The organism is Streptomyces sp. SCSIO 75703 (assembly GCF_036607905.1).
Taxonomy (GTDB): Bacteria; Actinomycetota; Actinomycetes; order Streptomycetales; family Streptomycetaceae; genus Streptomyces.
Window position 1 is genome coordinate 2,528,555 of sequence record NZ_CP144555.1, and the last position, 16,988, is coordinate 2,545,542.

The 16,988-nt window shown below is 74.0% G+C and carries 14 protein-coding genes and 1 pseudogene; 5 read left to right on the forward strand and 10 right to left on the reverse strand.

Annotated elements, in window-relative coordinates; genetic code table 11:
* Positions 1–12 precede the first annotated feature (12 nt).
* The 5 genes from VM636_RS10895 to VM636_RS10915 form a co-directional block, all read right to left on the reverse strand.
* Complete coding sequence (locus VM636_RS10895; protein WP_037860089.1) at positions 13–345, reverse strand: TadE/TadG family type IV pilus assembly protein; 333 nt, start codon at positions 343–345, stop codon at positions 13–15.
* A 172-nt stretch (positions 346–517) separates the two neighbouring features.
* The gene (locus VM636_RS10900) at positions 518–847 is read right to left on the reverse strand and encodes a pilus assembly protein (protein WP_234312857.1); all 330 of its coding nucleotides are present in this window, start codon (positions 845–847) and stop codon (positions 518–520) included.
* Positions 848–1,287: 440 nt separating this feature from the next.
* Complete coding sequence (locus tag VM636_RS10905; RefSeq protein WP_338484309.1) at positions 1,288–2,778, reverse strand: cellulose synthase operon protein YhjQ/BcsQ; 1,491 nt, start codon at positions 2,776–2,778, stop codon at positions 1,288–1,290.
* Between the two features lie 8 nt (positions 2,779–2,786).
* Complete coding sequence (gene cpaB, locus VM636_RS10910) at positions 2,787–3,494, reverse strand: Flp pilus assembly protein CpaB (protein WP_053914470.1); 708 nt, start codon at positions 3,492–3,494, stop codon at positions 2,787–2,789.
* 64 nt (positions 3,495–3,558) lie between these two features.
* Entirely contained in the window at positions 3,559–4,413 is an 855-nt protein-coding gene (locus VM636_RS10915) for a hypothetical protein (RefSeq protein ID WP_234340484.1), read from the reverse strand.
* A gap of 555 nt (positions 4,414–4,968) precedes the next feature.
* Between VM636_RS10915 and VM636_RS10920 the strand changes: the two genes are divergently transcribed.
* Together VM636_RS10920 and VM636_RS10925 are read left to right on the forward strand one after the other, a co-directional pair.
* Complete coding sequence (locus VM636_RS10920; protein WP_030423194.1) at positions 4,969–6,678, forward strand: glycoside hydrolase family 18 protein; 1,710 nt, start codon at positions 4,969–4,971, stop codon at positions 6,676–6,678.
* A 173-nt stretch (positions 6,679–6,851) separates the two neighbouring features.
* A pseudogene (locus tag VM636_RS10925) lies at positions 6,852–7,116 on the forward strand (SigE family RNA polymerase sigma factor); the annotation flags it as partial.
* Between the two features lie 192 nt (positions 7,117–7,308).
* Here the strand turns inward: VM636_RS10925 and VM636_RS10930 are convergent.
* From VM636_RS10930 to VM636_RS10950, 5 genes are all read right to left on the reverse strand, one after another.
* Complete coding sequence (locus VM636_RS10930) at positions 7,309–8,040, reverse strand: hypothetical protein (protein ID WP_053914467.1); 732 nt, start codon at positions 8,038–8,040, stop codon at positions 7,309–7,311.
* A gap of 157 nt (positions 8,041–8,197) precedes the next feature.
* Positions 8,198–9,679, reverse strand: a complete 1,482-nt coding sequence (locus VM636_RS10935) for a gluconate:H+ symporter (RefSeq protein WP_030423197.1) — start codon at positions 9,677–9,679, stop codon at positions 8,198–8,200.
* A gap of 432 nt (positions 9,680–10,111) precedes the next feature.
* Positions 10,112–10,522 (reverse strand): RidA family protein, encoded by a 411-nt coding sequence (locus VM636_RS10940; RefSeq protein WP_030423198.1) that lies wholly within the window; start codon positions 10,520–10,522, stop codon positions 10,112–10,114.
* Complete coding sequence (locus tag VM636_RS10945) at positions 10,519–11,292, reverse strand: IclR family transcriptional regulator (protein ID WP_030423199.1); 774 nt, start codon at positions 11,290–11,292, stop codon at positions 10,519–10,521. Before VM636_RS10945 ends, VM636_RS10940 begins: the two co-directional genes overlap by 4 nt.
* Entirely contained in the window at positions 11,289–12,341 is a 1,053-nt protein-coding gene (locus VM636_RS10950; protein ID WP_030423200.1) for a sugar kinase, read from the reverse strand. Before VM636_RS10950 ends, VM636_RS10945 begins: the two co-directional genes overlap by 4 nt.
* Before the next feature lie 136 nt (positions 12,342–12,477).
* Here VM636_RS10950 and VM636_RS10955 point away from each other — a divergent pair, with 136 nt between their 5' ends.
* The 3 genes from VM636_RS10955 to VM636_RS10965 all read left to right on the forward strand — a co-directional run bounded on the left by VM636_RS10955 (position 12,478) and on the right by VM636_RS10965 (position 16,972).
* Positions 12,478–13,761 carry an alanine racemase gene (locus VM636_RS10955; protein WP_053914466.1) on the forward strand — a complete coding sequence of 428 codons (1,284 nt, stop codon included), beginning with the start codon at positions 12,478–12,480 and terminating at the stop codon, positions 13,759–13,761.
* A gap of 278 nt (positions 13,762–14,039) precedes the next feature.
* Complete coding sequence (locus tag VM636_RS10960; protein WP_030422768.1) at positions 14,040–15,650, forward strand: D-aminoacylase; 1,611 nt, start codon at positions 14,040–14,042, stop codon at positions 15,648–15,650.
* A 110-nt stretch (positions 15,651–15,760) separates the two neighbouring features.
* Complete coding sequence (locus VM636_RS10965; RefSeq protein WP_053914465.1) at positions 15,761–16,972, forward strand: pyridoxal phosphate-dependent aminotransferase; 1,212 nt, start codon at positions 15,761–15,763, stop codon at positions 16,970–16,972.
* The last annotated feature ends 16 nt before the right edge of the window (positions 16,973–16,988 follow it).

A 16,988-nucleotide genomic window follows, 5' to 3' on the forward strand; every position in this document is an offset into this window, starting at 1 on the left:
CACCCACGTCCGTCACCCGCCCGTCGGGTGGTCGAGCGGCATCGTGGCCGTCCTCGTCGCGGTGCCGAAGTCCCAGCCGGGGACGACGGACGGTATGACGATGCTCGCCGTGACGGTCACCGCGTCCCCGTCGTACGAGGGCGGGCAGTTCGTTCCGTCGGCCAGCCAGGAGCTGACGGCCCGTGCGCAGGCGTCCTGTGCGCTCAACTCGAGCGAGGCGCCGCGAGCACCGGCGCGGGCGGCGGTGCCGGCCTGCTGGGCGGTGTAGGCGATCAGTCCGAGCTGGACGCCGGCGAGGGCGACCAGGAGCAGGATCGGCAGGAAGCCGAGGTACTCGATGGCCACCTGGCCCCGGTCCCGGCCCCGTTCCCGGTCCCGGTCCCGTTCCCGGCCCCGTTCCCTTTCTCGGTCCCGGTTCCGTTCCCGTTCTCGGTCCCGCTCCCGCTCCCGGTCTCGGTCACGGTCACTGTCACGGTCTCGGTGCGGGCGGGTGCGTGGCCGCTGGGCGTACGGCATCTCAGTCGTCCTCCTCCTCGACGGCGCCGGCGTGCCCCGTGACGTCGAAGGGGAAGCCGATCGTGCCCGGGAAGAGGATGGGGACCCTGAGCCGTACGTCGGCGGTGACGTAGCCGCCGCCGGTCGCGCACCGCACGTCGGCGCCCCCTTCCCACGCGCCCGGCAGTTTGTCCCGGCCGGCGTCCTGGCAGGCGCCCTGCCGTGCTCCGCGGCCGGCCGCAGTGGCCGCTCGTACCGCCTCGTCCGCAGCATTCCCCGCGAGGGTGAACGTGTACCCCACGAGGACGAGTTGCCACAGGACCACCAGCGTGGCGAGGATCGCCGGGAGCATGCCGAGGAACTCGACGGTGACCTGACCCCGGTCTCCGCCCCTGTCCACTCGGGGCCTGCTCCCCCGGCCCCGGCCCCAACCTCGGCGCCAGTCCCCGCCCGGACTCCGGCTCAATCCCCGGCTCAGTCCCCGGCCAAGCCGCTCACCCCGGCTCACGTACAGGCTCCCGTCCAGACACCGGCCCATGCACTGCTCGCCCCGGCTCGCGTCCCGGCCCCCGCCCACGGCCCGCACCAGGTCCCCGACCAGCCCCGTACCCCGGCCCTCGTACCGGTCCCGTGCCCGGCCCCGCTCGTCAACCGGGCTCTGCCCCGGTCCCCGTCCGGGCTCCTCTCCGGACCTCGGCCCAGCCCCTCGCCGCCCGCCTCCGTTCCGCTGCCCACCGCGGCCCCCGTGCCAGCCGTCGTCCCAGCCTCGCCCTCGCGAGGCGGCCCGGCGGTTCATCCGCCACCGTCCTCGCGCCGGCGGAATCCGGCCCCGCCCAGCTCGCGCCGGCCACCCCGGCCGCCGGGCCCACTCAGCTCACCCGTCCCACCTGGCTCACCACGCCCACCGCCACCGAGTCCACCCCCGTCACCGCGCCCACCCAGGGCACCACTGTCCCCCCGCCCTCCCCCGCCACTGCCGCCACTGCCGCCACTGCCGCCACTGCCGCCACCACTGTCACCCCGCCCCCGCATGCCCCGCACGCCGCTCAGGCCCCGCGTGCCCCGCGCCCCCCGGTCTCCGCGGAAGCGGCCGGGCTTGGGGGCGTTCTCCTGGGCCTGGACCAGGCCGAGTTCGGCGGCGAGCGTCCACAGGGCCTGCCGTACGGTGCTCTTGCCGTCGAGGTCGTGGACGCGGCCGGCGTCCACCGCGGCCTGGAGTTCCTTGAAGTGGGCGGGGACGGTGGTGCCGGCGACCTGTGTGCCGGTGATGCGCCGGATCAGCGGGGGCTGGATCTCCGTGCCCCGGGTGTGGCGGTTGACGACGACGGTGGTCTCCTCGGCCTTGCGGATCTGGAGGCGGTCCCACATGCGCACCGCCCGTTTGGCGCCGCGGACGGCGACCACGTCGGGGGTGGTGACCAGGAGCGCGTGGTCGGCGCTCTCGACGGCGGCGGCGCCGGCGCCGCCGAGCTGGGCGCCGCAGTCGACGACGACGACCTCGTAGCGCGAGCGCAGGGCGGCGATGACCTGGCGGGCGCCGTGGTCGGTGACGTCCTCGCCGCGTTCGCCCTCGCCGGGGGCGAGGAGCAGCGCGAGGCCGGTGTCGTGGCGGAAGACCGCGTCGGCGAGGACGCGCGGGGAGATGTCGGCGATGGCGGCCAGGTCGGCGACCGACCGGCGGAACTGCACGTCGAGGTAGGAGGCGACGTCGCCGGTCTGGAGGTCCATGTCGACGAGGGCGGTGGGCCGTCCGGACGCCTGCGCGGCGAGGGCGAGGTGGATGGCGGTGAGGGTGGTGCCGACGCCACCCTTGGCGCCGCTGACGGTGACGAGGGTGCCGCCGGGCCCGTCGAACACCTCGACGGCGCTGCCCAGGTGGCGGCGCATGCCCGCCGACCACTGGGCCACCGCGCGGACCCGGGCCGCGAGTTCCTCGTGTCCGAGGGGGAGGGCGAGCAGGCCGCGGGCGCCGTGGTCCATGGCGGCCTGGAAGAGGCCGGGTCCGGCGTCGGTGGTGACGAGGATGACGCCGACGGCGGGGAAGCGCAGGGCGATCTCGCGGATCAGTTCCAGGGCGGGGACGGGCCCGATCCGCTCGTGGACGACCACCACCTCGGGCAGGTCGTCGACGGACGCGGCGGCCATGCGGGCGAGGGTGTCGACGAGCTGGGTGGAGTCGGTCACCGGGGCGGCGGGTTCGGCGTCCGGGAGCCGGCCGAGCAGGGCGGTGAGGGACCGGAGGGCGTCCGCGTCGCCGGCCGCCGGGAGGATCCGCGTGGGCATGGGGGCTCTCACTTGTCCTTCGCGAGCTCGTACGTGCGGTCCTCGTCCGGGACCGTGGGGTCGCCGCCGGGTGCCACGAGCGCGAGCCGGACCCGCTGGGCGAACGACTCGGCGTAGGTGAGGCGCTGGGCGTCGAGGGTGGACAGGGCGAAGGTGATGGGCACGGCCTCGGTGGCGCGGCGGGCGCGGTTGCCGGCGTCGGGTTCCAGCGAGGTCAGTTCGCCGACGTCGATGACGCGGGCGTCGGTCACGATGATCTTGGACTGGGCCGGAGTGTTCTTCCGGTCGCCCTCGAAGGTGGCGTACACGTTCACGGTGGAGCCGGGCGTGATCTTGCCGGCGACGCCGGTCGCCGCGTCGATCATGATGGCGACCTCCTGTTCCCCCGGGCGCAGGGCGGGCTGGTCGACGACCATGTCGCTCTGGAGCAGGGAGCCCTTCTTGAGGGTGGTGACGGCGATCTTGCCGCGGATGCCGGAGAGGTCGGTGACGGCGTTGTCGGAGAGCCAGCGCTCGGGCATGCCGATCCGCTCGAACTGGTCGGCGCCGAGGGCGGTGTAGGGCGGCACGTCGGCCTTGACGCGGTAGGCGGTGACCTCGGGACCGACCTTGGACTTGACGTCGCCTATGACGGAGAGGACCCCGGCGAAGGCGGCGAGGGCGCAGAGGACCGACAGGATCAGCAGGATGACGCCGCGGCGCTGACGGGAGTTCATGAGCCGTGCAACCTCGTTGGGGTTCGGTCGGGCCGGTCGGGGGGCGGATGCGGGGCGGGCGCGCTCAGCCGGTGAGCATGCGGTGTCCCGGGGTGATCTGCCGCGGGGCGCGGTGCCGGCCGCGGGGGTCGTCCTCGTGGACCGGCGCGGTCGCGGAACAGAACACGCAGCGGTCGCCGATGACGTCGATGCCGCACCAGTGGCAGGTGGTCCGGCGTACCGAGGTGACCAGTTGGTAGAGGACCGAGAGGTCGGGGAGGTAGGCGCAGAACTCGGTGATCCGGCCGGTGCCCCACCAGGCGGGCGACTCGGCGGGCAGCGGGGTCTCGCGCAGGCCGAGGATCCTCCAGGAGGGGGCGAGGGTGCCGGTGACCCAGTCGCCCGGGAGCCGGCCGCGGGCGACCAGCAGCCAGGTGCCGAACTCGGGCCCGGAGAGGGCGGCTTCGGGGCCGATCCGGACGAGCTGTGGTTCGGGGTGGGCGACGACGCCGAACTGGCTGCCCGGCATCCAGGACTTGGCGTGGGCCTTGAGGCCGACGGGGACGTGGTCGAGCCGGGCGACGGAGCCGAGGACCGCGCCGGCGTGGAGGTAGTGGGTGAGCAGCCGGCCGGCGGAGGCGAGGACGCCGGGGCCGAGGTCGCAGGAGGCGAGTTGCCGTAACTGGCGGGCGAGGACGGCGAGGGCGAGCGGGGGCAGGGCGGGCCGGAAGAGGGCGATGCGGTCGCTCTCCAGGAGGGCGCGGATGGTGCGCAGCCGGCGCTCGGCGGCGGGGGCGGCCAGGGAGCTGACGACGATGAGGTGTCCGTGCTGGTCGAGCAGGGCCTGCACCTCGGCGAGCGCCTGTTCGAGGGGGCGCCGGTGCACGTCCTGGAGGACGATCGCGGGCAGCGTCCGTTCGTCCTGCGGCGGCAGCGCCATGTCGGCGCTGGTCACGGCAATGGCAGTTGGCACGCGCGGCTCCCCGTCTCCCCATGCCCGTCGGTGCGCCGGGGCAACTCCGGCGCACCCGGATGACTTCACTGCGTGACTACGTGAGCACTGTAACCACGGCCCGGGTGCCCGAGAACAGCGTTTCCGCACCTGCCGGACAACTTGTGACCGGCACGGTCCGGCAAACCGGGGCAGGGTGAGCATTTCCCGGGTGATCGCCCTCTCAACCCCTCCGCCCCTGGGGCCGGTCCGCTCCCCGCGCCCACCAAGTGCACGAGGGGAGGGTCGAGTTGGTCTGGACCTACCTCTTGACACCTCAATTGGTCTGGACCACCTTGTACTCGAGCGGTGGCCACCGCCCGCCCGCACCACAGCCCCGCCTCCCCCCACGTCGTCTCTCCCCTCACGCCACCCTGCCCTTCCCCCTCTCCCCCACCCCTTTCCCGTTCCCCTGTTCCCTGTTCCCTGTTCCCTCTCCCCTTCTCCCTCAGCCCTGTACCCGCCCCCTCTCCCCGCTTCTCCCCACTCTTCCCGGAGGTCCCTGTGGAGCCCGCACCCAGACGGCACGGACGTCGCATCCGCATCTGGTCCGGAGCGGTGACCGCCGCCCTGGCCCTCGGCGTGACCGCCGTCGGCCCGGCGTCCGCCGCGGACGTGAACAACGCCCGCAACGCCGGCTTCGAGTCCGGCCTGAGCGACTGGACCTGTTCCGCGAACAGCGGGACGACCGTCTCCTCCCCCGCCCGCACCGGCTCGGCCGCGCTGAAGGCCACCCCGGCCGCGCAGGACAACGCCCAGTGCTCCCAGACGGTCAAGGTGCGGCCCGACTCCACCTACGACCTGAGCGCCTGGGTGCAGGGCGGCTACGCCTACCTCGGCGTGACGGGCACCGGCACCACCGACGTGTCCACCTGGACCCCCGACTCGTCCTCCTGGAAGCAGCTCCGGACCAGCTTCCGGACCGGCCCCTCCACCACCTCCGTGACCGTCTACACGCACGGCTGGTACGGCCAGTCCGCGTACTACGTCGACGACGTCGCGGTCCAGGGCCCCGACGGCGGCGACGGCGGCGGCAACGGCCCCTCGGTCCCGGGCGCCCCCGCCGGACTGAACGTCTCCGGTACGACGTCCTCCTCGGTGACGCTGGCCTGGAACGCGGTCTCCGGCGCCACCGGCTACACCGTCTACCGCGACGGCGCCAAGGTCACCTCCGTGACCGGCACCTCCACCACCGTGAGCGGCCTCGCGGCCGACACCTCGTACTCCTTCCAGGTCGCCGCGACCAACGCGGCCGGCGAGTCGCCCAAGTCGGCGGCGGTCTCCGGCCGCACCGCGCCGAAGGACAACGGGGGCGGCAACAACGGCACCCTGCCCAAGCACGCCCTGACCGGCTACTGGCAGAACTTCGACAACGGGGCGACCGTCCAGCGGCTCTCCGACGTCCCGGCGGCGTACGACATCATCGCCGTCTCCTTCGCCGACGCCACCCCGACGCCGGGCGCCGTCACCTTCAACCTGGACACGGCGGGCCTGCGCGGCTACACCGTCGACCAGTTCAAGGCGGACATCCGCGCCAAGCAGGCCGCCGGCAAGAAGGTCATCATCTCGGTCGGCGGAGAGAAGGGCACCGTCTCGGTCAACACCGCCGCCTCCGCGACCAACTTCGCCAACTCGGTCCACGCCCTCATGCAGGAGTACGGCTTCGACGGCGTCGACATCGACCTGGAGAACGGCCTCAACCCCACCTACATGACGCAGGCCCTGCGCGCGCTGTCGGCGAAGGCCGGCCCGTCCATGGTCCTCACCATGGCGCCGCAGACCATCGACATGCAGTCCACGTCCGGCGGCTACTTCCAGACCGCGCTGAACGTGAAGGACATCCTCACCGTCGTCAACATGCAGTACTACAACAGCGGTTCGATGCTGGGCTGTGACGGCAAGGTCTACTCGCAGGGCACGGTCGACTTCCTCACCGCGCTGGCCTGCATCCAGCTCGAGGGCGGCCTGGACGCCTCGCAGGTCGGCCTCGGCCTGCCCGCCTCCACCCGCGCGGCGGGCGGCGGCTACGTCGCCCCGTCCGTGGTCAACAACGCCCTGGACTGCCTGACCAAGGGCACCAACTGCGGCTCCTTCAAGCCGTCGAAGACGTACCCGGACCTGCGGGGCGCGATGACCTGGTCCACCAACTGGGACGCCACCGCGGGCAACGCCTGGTCCAACGCGGTCGGCGCGCACGTCCACGCGCTGCCGTAACCGTCCGTCCCGACCGGGACACCGCAGCACCGAAGCCCCCGCTCACGCCGACGAGCGGGGGCTTCCCCCTTCATCCGGCGCCGTACGCCACCGCCCCCACCCGCGGTGGCGTGACCCACGCAACTGGTGCTGGAGGGCGACAGCCCGCCCGAGTACGTCGCCGTCGTGCACGAGGCCGCCGGCTGTACGTCCGCTGGGGGCGCGTCTCGCGGGTGGAGAACCCGGCCGCGTACGCGCAAGACCGTGCTCACCCGGGTGTTCCTCGCCCACCAGCGGCGGCGCAGCAGCGGGGAGCGGGCGACGGACGTGTTCCCCGATCTGCCCGGTGCCCCCGACGGGGACGCGCCGCTGCGGCTGACACTGCTGGACGCGCTCGCCCGGCTGCCCGCCAAGGACCGGGCCGTCATCGTGCTGCGGTACTGGGAGGAACGGTCCGTCGTGATCAGCGCTTTCAACACCGGCGCCCAGCACGAGGACGCCACCCGGGAGACCCCGGCGCTGACCATGGAGCAGCTTGAGGAGATGGCGCTCAGCCCGCAGTGGACGCGGGTGCGGTAGCGCCGCCCTGCGGCAGGGCTACGCGGTGCGGCCGGTGGGCGGGAGCCACCGGCCGCGTGCCTCGGTGCGGGGCTACTTCTTGGCGGGGGCGGTCTCGTCGGCGTCCTTGGGCGTGTCTGCGTCCTTGCGCCGGTCGGAGGCCTCGGGCGTGTCGGCATCCTCCGGCGCGTCTGCGTCCTTGCGCCCGTCGGATGCCTCGGGCGTGTCCGGCTCCGCCTCGTCGGCCGGCTCCGCCTCGTCGGCGTCCTCGCCGTCGTCGAAGTACGCGTCCAGTACCGCGTCGAGGTCGGACTCCCACTGGGCGAACCGGCCGCGGGAGTCGGCGTCGATCTCGATGGGGTACCAGCGGCGGTCCGGCGTGTGCACCGTGACGGTGAACCGCTTGCCGAAGCGCGGCGTCTCCGTCTCGACCGCCCCGATCTCGTCCCAGCGGAACTCGCACTCCTGGTCGTCGAGGGCGAGCCGGACGCCGCGGTGGTCGGCGGTGATCCGGGCGCGGCGGTCGGCGGCCTCGAAGACGGGCCCGTCGGCCGGTTCCGCCTCCGGTGTGCCGTCCTCCGCGTCGTCCCCCGCGGTCGCGTCCGCCGAGGCGTCCGCCGGTTCCGCGGTCGCGTCCGCCGGGGCGGCCGGCCCGGGGGCGGTGTCGGCGGCCTCCCCCGGCTTCGGCACCGCCTCGCGCGGCTCCGCTTCCTCCGTGGGCTTCGCGTCCTGCGGCGTTGCGGGGCCCGTGATGCCGGGGACGAACGCCGGGTCGGCCGCGGCGCCCGTTAGGGGCTGGATGCTGGGTCCTATGCGCTGTTCCACGCGGGAAGTATGGACGACGTTCCTGTGCCGGGAACAGTCAGCGCTCCCTTCACCCCCTTTGGTGCCACTCCGAGTTGTCCGGATGACGCCGGGGCGGCGCCGCGGGCCCCCTTGGCGCGCGGCGCCGCCCCGTGCGGTCGCCCGGTGCGGGCGGGGACTACACGAACAGGCTGAGCAGCGCGGCGACCAGGAAGCCGCCGAGGGAGAGCACGCTCTCCAGCACGGTCCAGGTCTTGAGGGTGTCCCGTTCGCTGATGCCGAAGTACTTGGCGACCATCCAGAAGCCGCCGTCGTTGACGTGCGAGGCGAAGATGGAACCGGCCGAGATGGCCATGATGACGAGCGCGACGAACGCCTGGGAGTGGTCGCCCCCGGCGAGCAGCGGGGCCACGATGCCCGCCGTCGTCACGATGGCCACCGTCGCCGAGCCCTGGGCGACCCGCAGCACCACGGAGATCAGGTAGGAGAGGACGATCACCGGCAGGCCGACGTCGTTGAAGGTGTCGGAGAGTGCCTGGGCGACGCCGCTGGCCTTGAGGACGGCGCCGAAGACGCCGCCGGCGCCGACGACGAGCAGGATGTTGCCGACCGGCTTGAGTGAGGACGTCGCGACGGTCTCCAGCGATTTCCTGGACCAGCCGCGCCGGATGCCGAGCAGGTAGGAGGCGAGGAAGAGGGCGAGGGTCAGGGCGACGAAGGGGTTGCCGAAGAACTCGACGACCGAGCGGAGGGTGGAGGGCTCAAGGGCGATGGAGGAGAAGGTCGCGGCGAGGATCAGCAGCAGCGGCGTGCCGATGATGCCGAGGACGGTGCCCAGCGGCACCGGCGTCTCGCGCGGGGCGACGCCGGCCCGGCGCTGCTCCTCGACGACGGCCCGGCGGGCCTCCTCGGCCGCCTCGACCATGTCCTGGGGGACGGCGACGAAGATGCGGCGGCCGACCCAGGCGGAGAACGCCCAGGCGGCGAGGACGGCGGGGACGCCGCAGACGACGCCCATGAGGATGACCCAGCCGAGGTCCACGCGCAGGAGTCCGGCGGCGGCCACCGGGCCGGGGTGCGGCGGCAGGAAGGCGTGGGTCATCGACAGTCCGGCCAGCAGCGGCAGGCAGTAGAGCAGCACGGACTTGCCGGAGCGTTTGGCGGCGGCGTAGACGAGGGGGGCGAGGACGAAGATGCCGACGTCGAAGAAGACCGGGATGCCGAAGATCAGGCCGGTCAGGCCCATGGCGAGCGGGGCCCGCTCCTCGCCGAAGAGGCCGAGCAGGCGGGAGGCCAGCACCTCGGCGCCGCCGCTGACTTCGAGGATGGCGCCGAGCATGGTGCCCAGGCCGATGATGATGGCGACGTGGCCGAGGATGCCGCCCATGCCGGACTCGATGGTGGAGACGGCGTCGGAGCGCTGGACGGTGCCGAAGAGTTCGGTGACGGAGAGCCCGGCGAGCAGGCCGACGGCTATGGAGACCGCCAGCAGCGCGACGAACGGCTGGAGCCGCACCTTCATGATGAGGAAGAGGAGCAGGGCGATGCCGATCGCGGCGACGGTCAGCAGGCCCGCCGTGCCGTCGATGAGCAGGAGCAGTCCGCCGGTGTGCGCCGGGGCGTCGGGGGCCGCGGCGAGCGGGAGGGTGGGGTGGGGCATGTGGGGGTCCTCTGCGGAGGGGGCGTACGGCTTTCGGGCAGGGGGGACCGCGGCGCGGCACCCCGGGGGGTCCGGGGCGCGGCGCCGGGGGGCGGCGTACGAGGGGTGCCGGGCGGGTGGCGGAGAGGCCGCGGCCCACGGGAGGACCGTGGCGCCGTGCGGGGACGGGTCGCGGCCCACGGAGCGTCGCGGTGCGGTCGTCGTACCGCGACGGCTCACGGGGCAGGGATCACGGAGCACGAGGCGCGTGCACGCTCACGGCTCACGGCTCACGGCTCACGGCTCACGGCTCACAAGGCACGCGCACGCTCACGGTGCACGGGGCACGCGCACGGCTCACGGGGAGTCGTCGTGCGTCGCGTACCGCGAGGTGCCGCGGCGTACGGCGGGCCGGGGACCGGAAGGGGCGGGCCGCCGGGGAGGCCGGAGCCGTCAGCCGAGGACGGCGAGGGCGTCGATCTCGATCAGGAGGCCCGCGGGCAGTCCGACGTAGACGGTGGTGCGGGCGGCGGGCGGCTGGGTGAGGGCCTGCTCCTCGAAGTAGGCGTTGTAGATCTCGTTCATCTCGGCGAAGTGGCCGACGTCGGTGAGGTAGACGCGGATCATCATCACGTCGTCCCAGCCGGCGCCGCCCTCCTCCAGGATCGCCTTGACGTTGGCCAGGGTCTGGAGGGTCTGCTCGCGCAGGCCGGGGCCGGCCGGGGTGGGGGCCTTGCCCTCCTCGTGCGGCAGGAAGCCGACCTGGCCGGCGACCTGGAGGATGTCGCCCTTGCGGACGCCGTGGGAGAACTTCGCCGGCGGGACGGTGTGGGTGGCGGGGGTCAGGGCGGTCTTGTCGCTCATGCGGGGTCCTTGTCGGAAGGGTGCGTGGGGGTCCTGCCGGAGTACTCGCCGCTGATCGCGTCGGCGGTGCGGCGCACCAGCGGGAGCAGGGTGAGGAGTTCCTCGGCGGTGACGACGACGTTCGGCGCGGAGACCGACATGGCGGCGACGACCCGGCCGTCGGCGCCCCGGACGGGCGCGGCGACACAGTTGATGGACTCCTCGTGGCCGCCGAGGTCGGTGGCCCAGCCCTGTTCGCGCACCTTGGCCAGCTCCTTGAGGAAGGCGTCGGCGTGGGGGGTCGAACGGGCCGTGTAGAGGGGGTAGTCGAGCTTGTCCGCGACGGCGCGGCGCTCGGCCTCGGGGAGGTCGGCGAGGAGCAGTTTGGCGACGGCGGCGACGGTGATGGCGACGGGTTTGCCGATCCGGGAGTACATGCGGACCGGGTAGCGGCTCTCGACCTTGTCGATGTAGAGGACCTCGCCCTCCTCGTGGACGGCGAGGTGGACGGTGTGGCCGCACTGCTCGTTGAGGCGGACGAGGTGGGGGTGGGCGATCTCGCGGACGTCGAGGTTCTCCATCGCCTCCTGGGCGAGGGCGATGAGCCGGGAGCCGAGGCGGTAGCGCTGGTCGGCCTGGCGGTAGACGAAGCCGTGGTCGTGGAGGGTGCGCAGCAGGCGCAGGGCGGTGGACTTGTGCACGCCGAGCCGTTCGGCGACCTTGCCGAGGTCGGCGGGGCCCTCGGCGAGCAGCGGCAGGATGCTGAGCGCGCGGTCGACGGTCTGGCTCATGGGGTGCGTACCTCCTCCTCGGCCCGGTCCGCGTGCGCGGGGTCGTCCTGGGTGGTCCAGCCGGGGCCGAGTCGCAGTCTCCCCCACGCGGTGTCGTCGAGGGCGGCGAGGCGGTCGGCGTGGTCGCGGGCGGGGGGCGTGGCGAGGTCGCCGGGGGCGGTGAGGGCGGCGGCGGCCATGAGGTGGCCGTGGCGCAGGCGGGCGCGCAGGGGCAGTCCGCGCAGGGTGGCGGAGAGGAACCCGGCGGCGAAGGCGTCGCCCGCGCCGACGGCGGCGACGACGTCGACGGCCAGGGCGGGGACGGTGACGGCGTGCGGCCCGTGGAAGGCGGTGGCGCCGGTGCCGCCCTGTTTGACGACGAGGACCTCGGGTTCGGGCAGGGCGGCGCGGACGGCCTCGGGGCCGTCCAGGTCCCACGCCTCGTCCTCGCCGACGAAGACCAGGTCGGCGCCGCGCGCCAGGTCGAGCAGGGCCCGGGGCCCGTCGGCGCCGCGCCACAGGGCGGGGCGGTGGTTGACGTCGAAGGAGACCAGGGGGCGGCCGGGGCGGCGGGTGGTCAGCTCGCGCATCAGTTCCAGGCAGCCGGCGGAGAGCGCGGCGGTGATGCCGGACAGGTGCAGGACGCGTCCGGCGCGGACGGCGTCGAGGTCGAGGGTGGCCGGCGACATGGCGGAGGCGGCCGATCCGGCGCGGTAGTAGGCGACTTCGTGGGCGTCGGTGGCGCGGTCCTGGGCGGTGCGGAAGTAGACGCCGGTGGGGCGGTCGGGGTCGCGGCGGACGGCGGAGGTGTCGACGCCGTAGGCGCCGATGGCCTCGACGAGGTGGTCGCCGAAGCCGTCCGCGCCGACCCGGCCGACCCAGCGGACGGAGTGTCCGGCCGCGGCCAGGGTGCAGGCCACGTTGGACTCGGCGCCGCCGATGCCCCGGTCGAAGGAGGGGACGTCGGCGAGGCGCCCGGGGCGGGAGGGCAGGAAGGTGACCATGGACTCGCCGAGCGCGACGACGTCCACGACGTCGGGGGCGGTGCTGCGGGGGCCGTCGGCGGTCACGATGGTCGTGGCTCCTCGTGGGTGGCGGGCCCCGGCTGCTCCGTTGACCGCGTGTTGGGCGAGATGTTAGACAGCACTGAGCGATATACGCAATAACTGTTGCAGAGAATGCAACTTCCCAGATCAGGGAGGCTCCATGGCCCTCGACACCGGCTCCGAAGCCCTGGCCCGTCTGGCCGGGGAGCGCGTCGACCACCGCTTCAAGGGCCTTCCGCCGGACGCCTGGGGGCTGACCGTCGGCGAACTCGCCGCCCAGCGCCGGAACCTGTTCACCGACGGCTTCACCACCCCGGTGCTGGCGCTCTCCGCCGAGCGGCTGGAGCACAACCTGCGGCTGATGGAGACCTACGCCGCCCGGCACGGCCTCGCCTTCGCGCCGCACGGCAAGACCTCCATGGCCCCGCAGCTCTTCCACCGCCAGCTCGACCACGGCGCCTGGGGCATCACCCTCGCCGTCCCCCACCAGGTGTGGGTCGCCCGCGCCTTCGGCGTCCGGCGGATCTTCCTGGCCAACGAACTGGTCGACGCGGCCTCCCTCGGCCGGCTCGCCGCCGAACTGGCGGCCGACCCGGAGTTCCGCTTCGTCTGCTACGTCGACTCGGTGCGGGGGGTGGAGCTGATGGACGCCGCGCTGGCCGGGACCGCCCGCCCGGTGGACGTCGTGGTCGAACTGGGCGCCGGGGAGGGCGCCCGCACCGGGGCGCGCACCGAGGCGGAGTGCGCCGCGGTCGCCGACGCGGTGGCCGCCGCGCCGGCCCTGCGGCTGGCCGGTGTCGCCGGGTACGAGGGCGAGGTGCCGGACGCCGGCCCGGAACGGGTGCGGGCGTGGCTGCGGCGGCTGGTGGCGCTGGCCGCCGCCTTCGACGCGGACGGCCGGTTCGCCGGGACGGGGCTGGACGAGATCGTGCTGAGCGCGGGCGGCAGCGCCTGGTTCGACGCGGTGGCCGACGTCTTCGCCGAGGTCCCGGCGCTCTCCCTGCCGGTGCTCAAGCTGCTGCGCTCGGGCGCCTACGTCTCCCACGACGAGGGCCACTACCACGAGGTCACCCCCTTCAACCGGGTCCCCGGGGAGGGTGCGCTGGAGCCGGCGTTCCGCCTGTGGACCCAGGTGGTCTCGCGGCCGGCGCCGGACCAGGCGTTCGCCAACGCGGGCAAGCGCGACGCCGCCTACGACCTGCACCTGCCGTCCGCCCGGGTGGTGCGCCGGGGCGGCGCCGAACGCCCGGCCGACGGCATCACGGTGACCGGCCTCTCCGACCAGCACGCCTGGCTGCGCACCGAGCCGGGGACGGAACTGGAGGTCGGCGACTGGCTCGGCCTCGGGCTGTCCCACCCGTGCACGTCCTTCGACAAGTGGCAGCTCGTCCCGGTCGCCGAGGCCGACGGCACGGTCGTGGACTACGTCCGCACGTTCTTCTGAGCGGGGGGCGGCGACGCGGCCCCACGGGCTCCCGGCCCCCGCCACGCGCCCGCCGCCCCCACCGCCCGGCCCCGGCCACCGGCACCCGCCCCCGTCCGCCCCGTTCCCGCCCCGCTCCGGCCGCCCGGCTCCGTTCCGCCCCACCCCCGTCCGCCCCGCTCCGGCCGCCCGGCTCCGCCCCGCCCCGCCTCCCGGCCGTCCCCGTCACCCCGCCCCGCCCCGCCCGACCCCGATCCGGACGCCCCCGCGATCCGTGTCCCCCAGTACAGGAGGTCCCCATGGAAGAACTCGTGATCCGGGACGCCGATGTCGTGGACGGCACCGGCGACCCCTCCTACCGCGCCGACGTGGTCGTCGACCGCGGCCGCATCGTGTCGATCGTCAAGGAGGCCGCGGCGGCGGGGTGCCAGCGCCCCCGGGCCCGCCGCGAACTGGACGCCGAGGGGCTGGTCCTCGCCCCCGGCTTCATCGACATGCACGCCCACAGCGACCTCGCCCTGCTGCGGGACCCCGACCACAGCGCCAAGGCGGCGCAGGGCGTCACCCTGGAGGTGATCGGGCAGGACGGCCTCTCCTACGCCCCCGTCGACGACCGCACCCTCGGCGAGGTCCGCCGCGCCATCGCCGGCTGGAACGGCCCCGGCGACGACGTGGACCTCGACTGGCGCTCGGTCGGCGAGTACCTGGACCGGCTCGACCGGGGCATCGCCGTCAACGCGGCGTACCTGGTCCCGCAGGGCACGGTGCGCGCCCTGGCCGTCGGCTGGGAGGACCGCCCGGCCACCCCGGCGGAGCTGGAGCGGATGCGCCGCCTGGTCGCCGAGGGCCTGGAGCAGGGCGCCGTCGGCCTCTCCTCCGGACTGACCTACACGCCGGGCATGTACGCCGACGGGGCCGAGCTGACCGAGCTGTGCCGGGTGGTCGCCGCGTACGGCGGCTACTACTGCCCGCACCACCGCTCCTACGGCGCCGGCGCCCTGGAGGCGTACGCCGAGATGGTCGAGCTGGCCCGCGCCGCCGGGTGCCCGCTGCACCTGGCGCACGCCACCATGAACTTCGGCGTCAACCGGGGCCGGGCGCCCGAACTGCTGGCCCTGCTCGACGAGGCGCTGGACGCCGGCGCCGACATCACCCTGGACACCTACCCCTACACCCCCGGCTGCACCACGCTGGTGGCGCTGCTGCCGAGCTGGGCCGGGGAGGGCGGGCCGGAGGAGGTGCTGCGGCGGCTGGCGGACGACGAGAGCGCCGAGCGCGTCCGGCGGCACCTGGAGGAGACCGGCTCGGACGGCTGCCACGGCGTGCCCGTGGAGTGGGAGACGATCGAGATCTCCGGCGTGGGCGACCCGGCGCTGGCGGAGTACGTCGGCCGGACCGTGCTGGAGTCGGCGCGGCTGCGCGGCGAGAGCTGCTGGACCGTGGCCCGGCGGCTGCTGCTGGAGGACCGGCTCGCCCCGACGATCCTCCAGCACGTGGGCCACGAGGAGAACGTCCGGGCGATCATGCGCCACCGTGTCCACACCGGTGGTTCGGACGGCATCCTCCAGGGCGCCAAGCCGCACCCGCGCGCCCACGGCACCTTCCCGCACTACCTCGGCCACTACGTGCGCGAGCTGGGCGTGCTCTCACTGGAGGAGTGCGTGTCCCACCTCACGGCGCGTCCGGCGGCCCGGCTGCGGCTGCCCGACCGGGGCAGGATCCGCGAGGGCCACCGGGCCGACCTGGTCCTCTTCGACCCGGCGACGGTCGCCGCGGGCGCCACCTACGAGGAGCCGCGCACTCTGCCCACGGGCATCCCGTACGTGCTGGTCGACGGGCGGTTCACCATCGAGGACGGCCGGCGCACGGACGTCCTGGCGGGCCGGTCGGTGCGGCGCACGCCGCTGTGACGGGGGGCGCCCCGCCGGGGGCGCGGGCCGGGACACGAGCACCCGGTTCACCGGTCCCACGTGGCGGACGACACGCTGCCGGGCCCCGGACCGGGCCGTAAGCTCACGACATGCAGGTGATCCAGTCGACCAAGCTCGCCAACGTCTGTTACGAGATCCGGGGCCCGGTGCTCGAGGAGGCGATGCGGCTGGAAGCGGCCGGTCACCGCATCCTGAAGCTCAACACCGGCAACCCGGCCGCGTTCGGCTTCGACTGCCCGCCCGAGATCCTGGAGGACATCCTCCGCAACGTGTCGACGGCGCACGGCTACGGCGACGCCAAGGGCCTCCTCGCGGCCCGGCGCGCGGTCGTCATGCACAACCAGACCCTCGGCATCGAGACGGACGTCGAGCACGTCTTCATCGGCAACGGCGTCTCCGAGCTGATCGTGATGGCGATGCAGGGCCTGCTCGACGACGGCGACGAGGTCCTCGTGCCGGCGCCGGACTACCCGCTGTGGACGGCCGCCGTCTCGCTGGCCGGCGGCACGGCGGTGCACTACCGCTGCGACGAGCAGTCCGACTGGATGCCGGACCTCGCCGACGTGGAGCGCAAGGTCACCGACCGCACCAAGGCGATCGTGATCATCAACCCGAACAACCCGACCGGCGCGGTCTACGACGAGACGGTGCTGCGCGGGCTGACCGACGTCGCCCGCCGCCACAACCTGCTGGTCTGCTCCGACGAGATCTACGACAAGATCCTCTACGACGAGGCGGTGCACACCCCGACCGCCGCGATCGCCCCGGACCTGCTCACCCTCACCTTCAACGGCATGTCAAAGGCGTACCGGGTGGCCGGCTACCGGGTCGGCTGGATGTCGATCTCGGGCCCGCGCGCCCACGCCGAGTCCTACATCGAGGGCCTGACGGTCCTGGCGAACATGCGGCTGTGCGCCAACATGCCCGGCCAGCACGGCGTGGTCGCCGCCCTCAGCGGACGGCAGACGATCAACGACCTGGTGCTGCCGGGCGGACGGCTGCGCGAGCAGCGCGACGCCGCGCACGAGGCACTGACCGGCATCCCGGGCGTGACCTGCGTGAAGCCGAAGGGGGCGCTGTACCTCTTCCCCCGCCTCGACCCCAAGGTCTTCAAGATCAAGGACGACCGGCAGATGGTCCTGGACCTGCTCCGACAGGAGAAGATCATGGTGGTCCAGGGCACCGGCTTCAACTGGCCGGAGCCCGACCACTTCCGGGTCGTCACCCTGCCCACCGCCGGTGACCTGCGCGAGGCGGTGGACCGCATCGGCCGCTTCCTGGACGGTTACGGCCAGCCCTGACCGCCCCGGCCCCGGC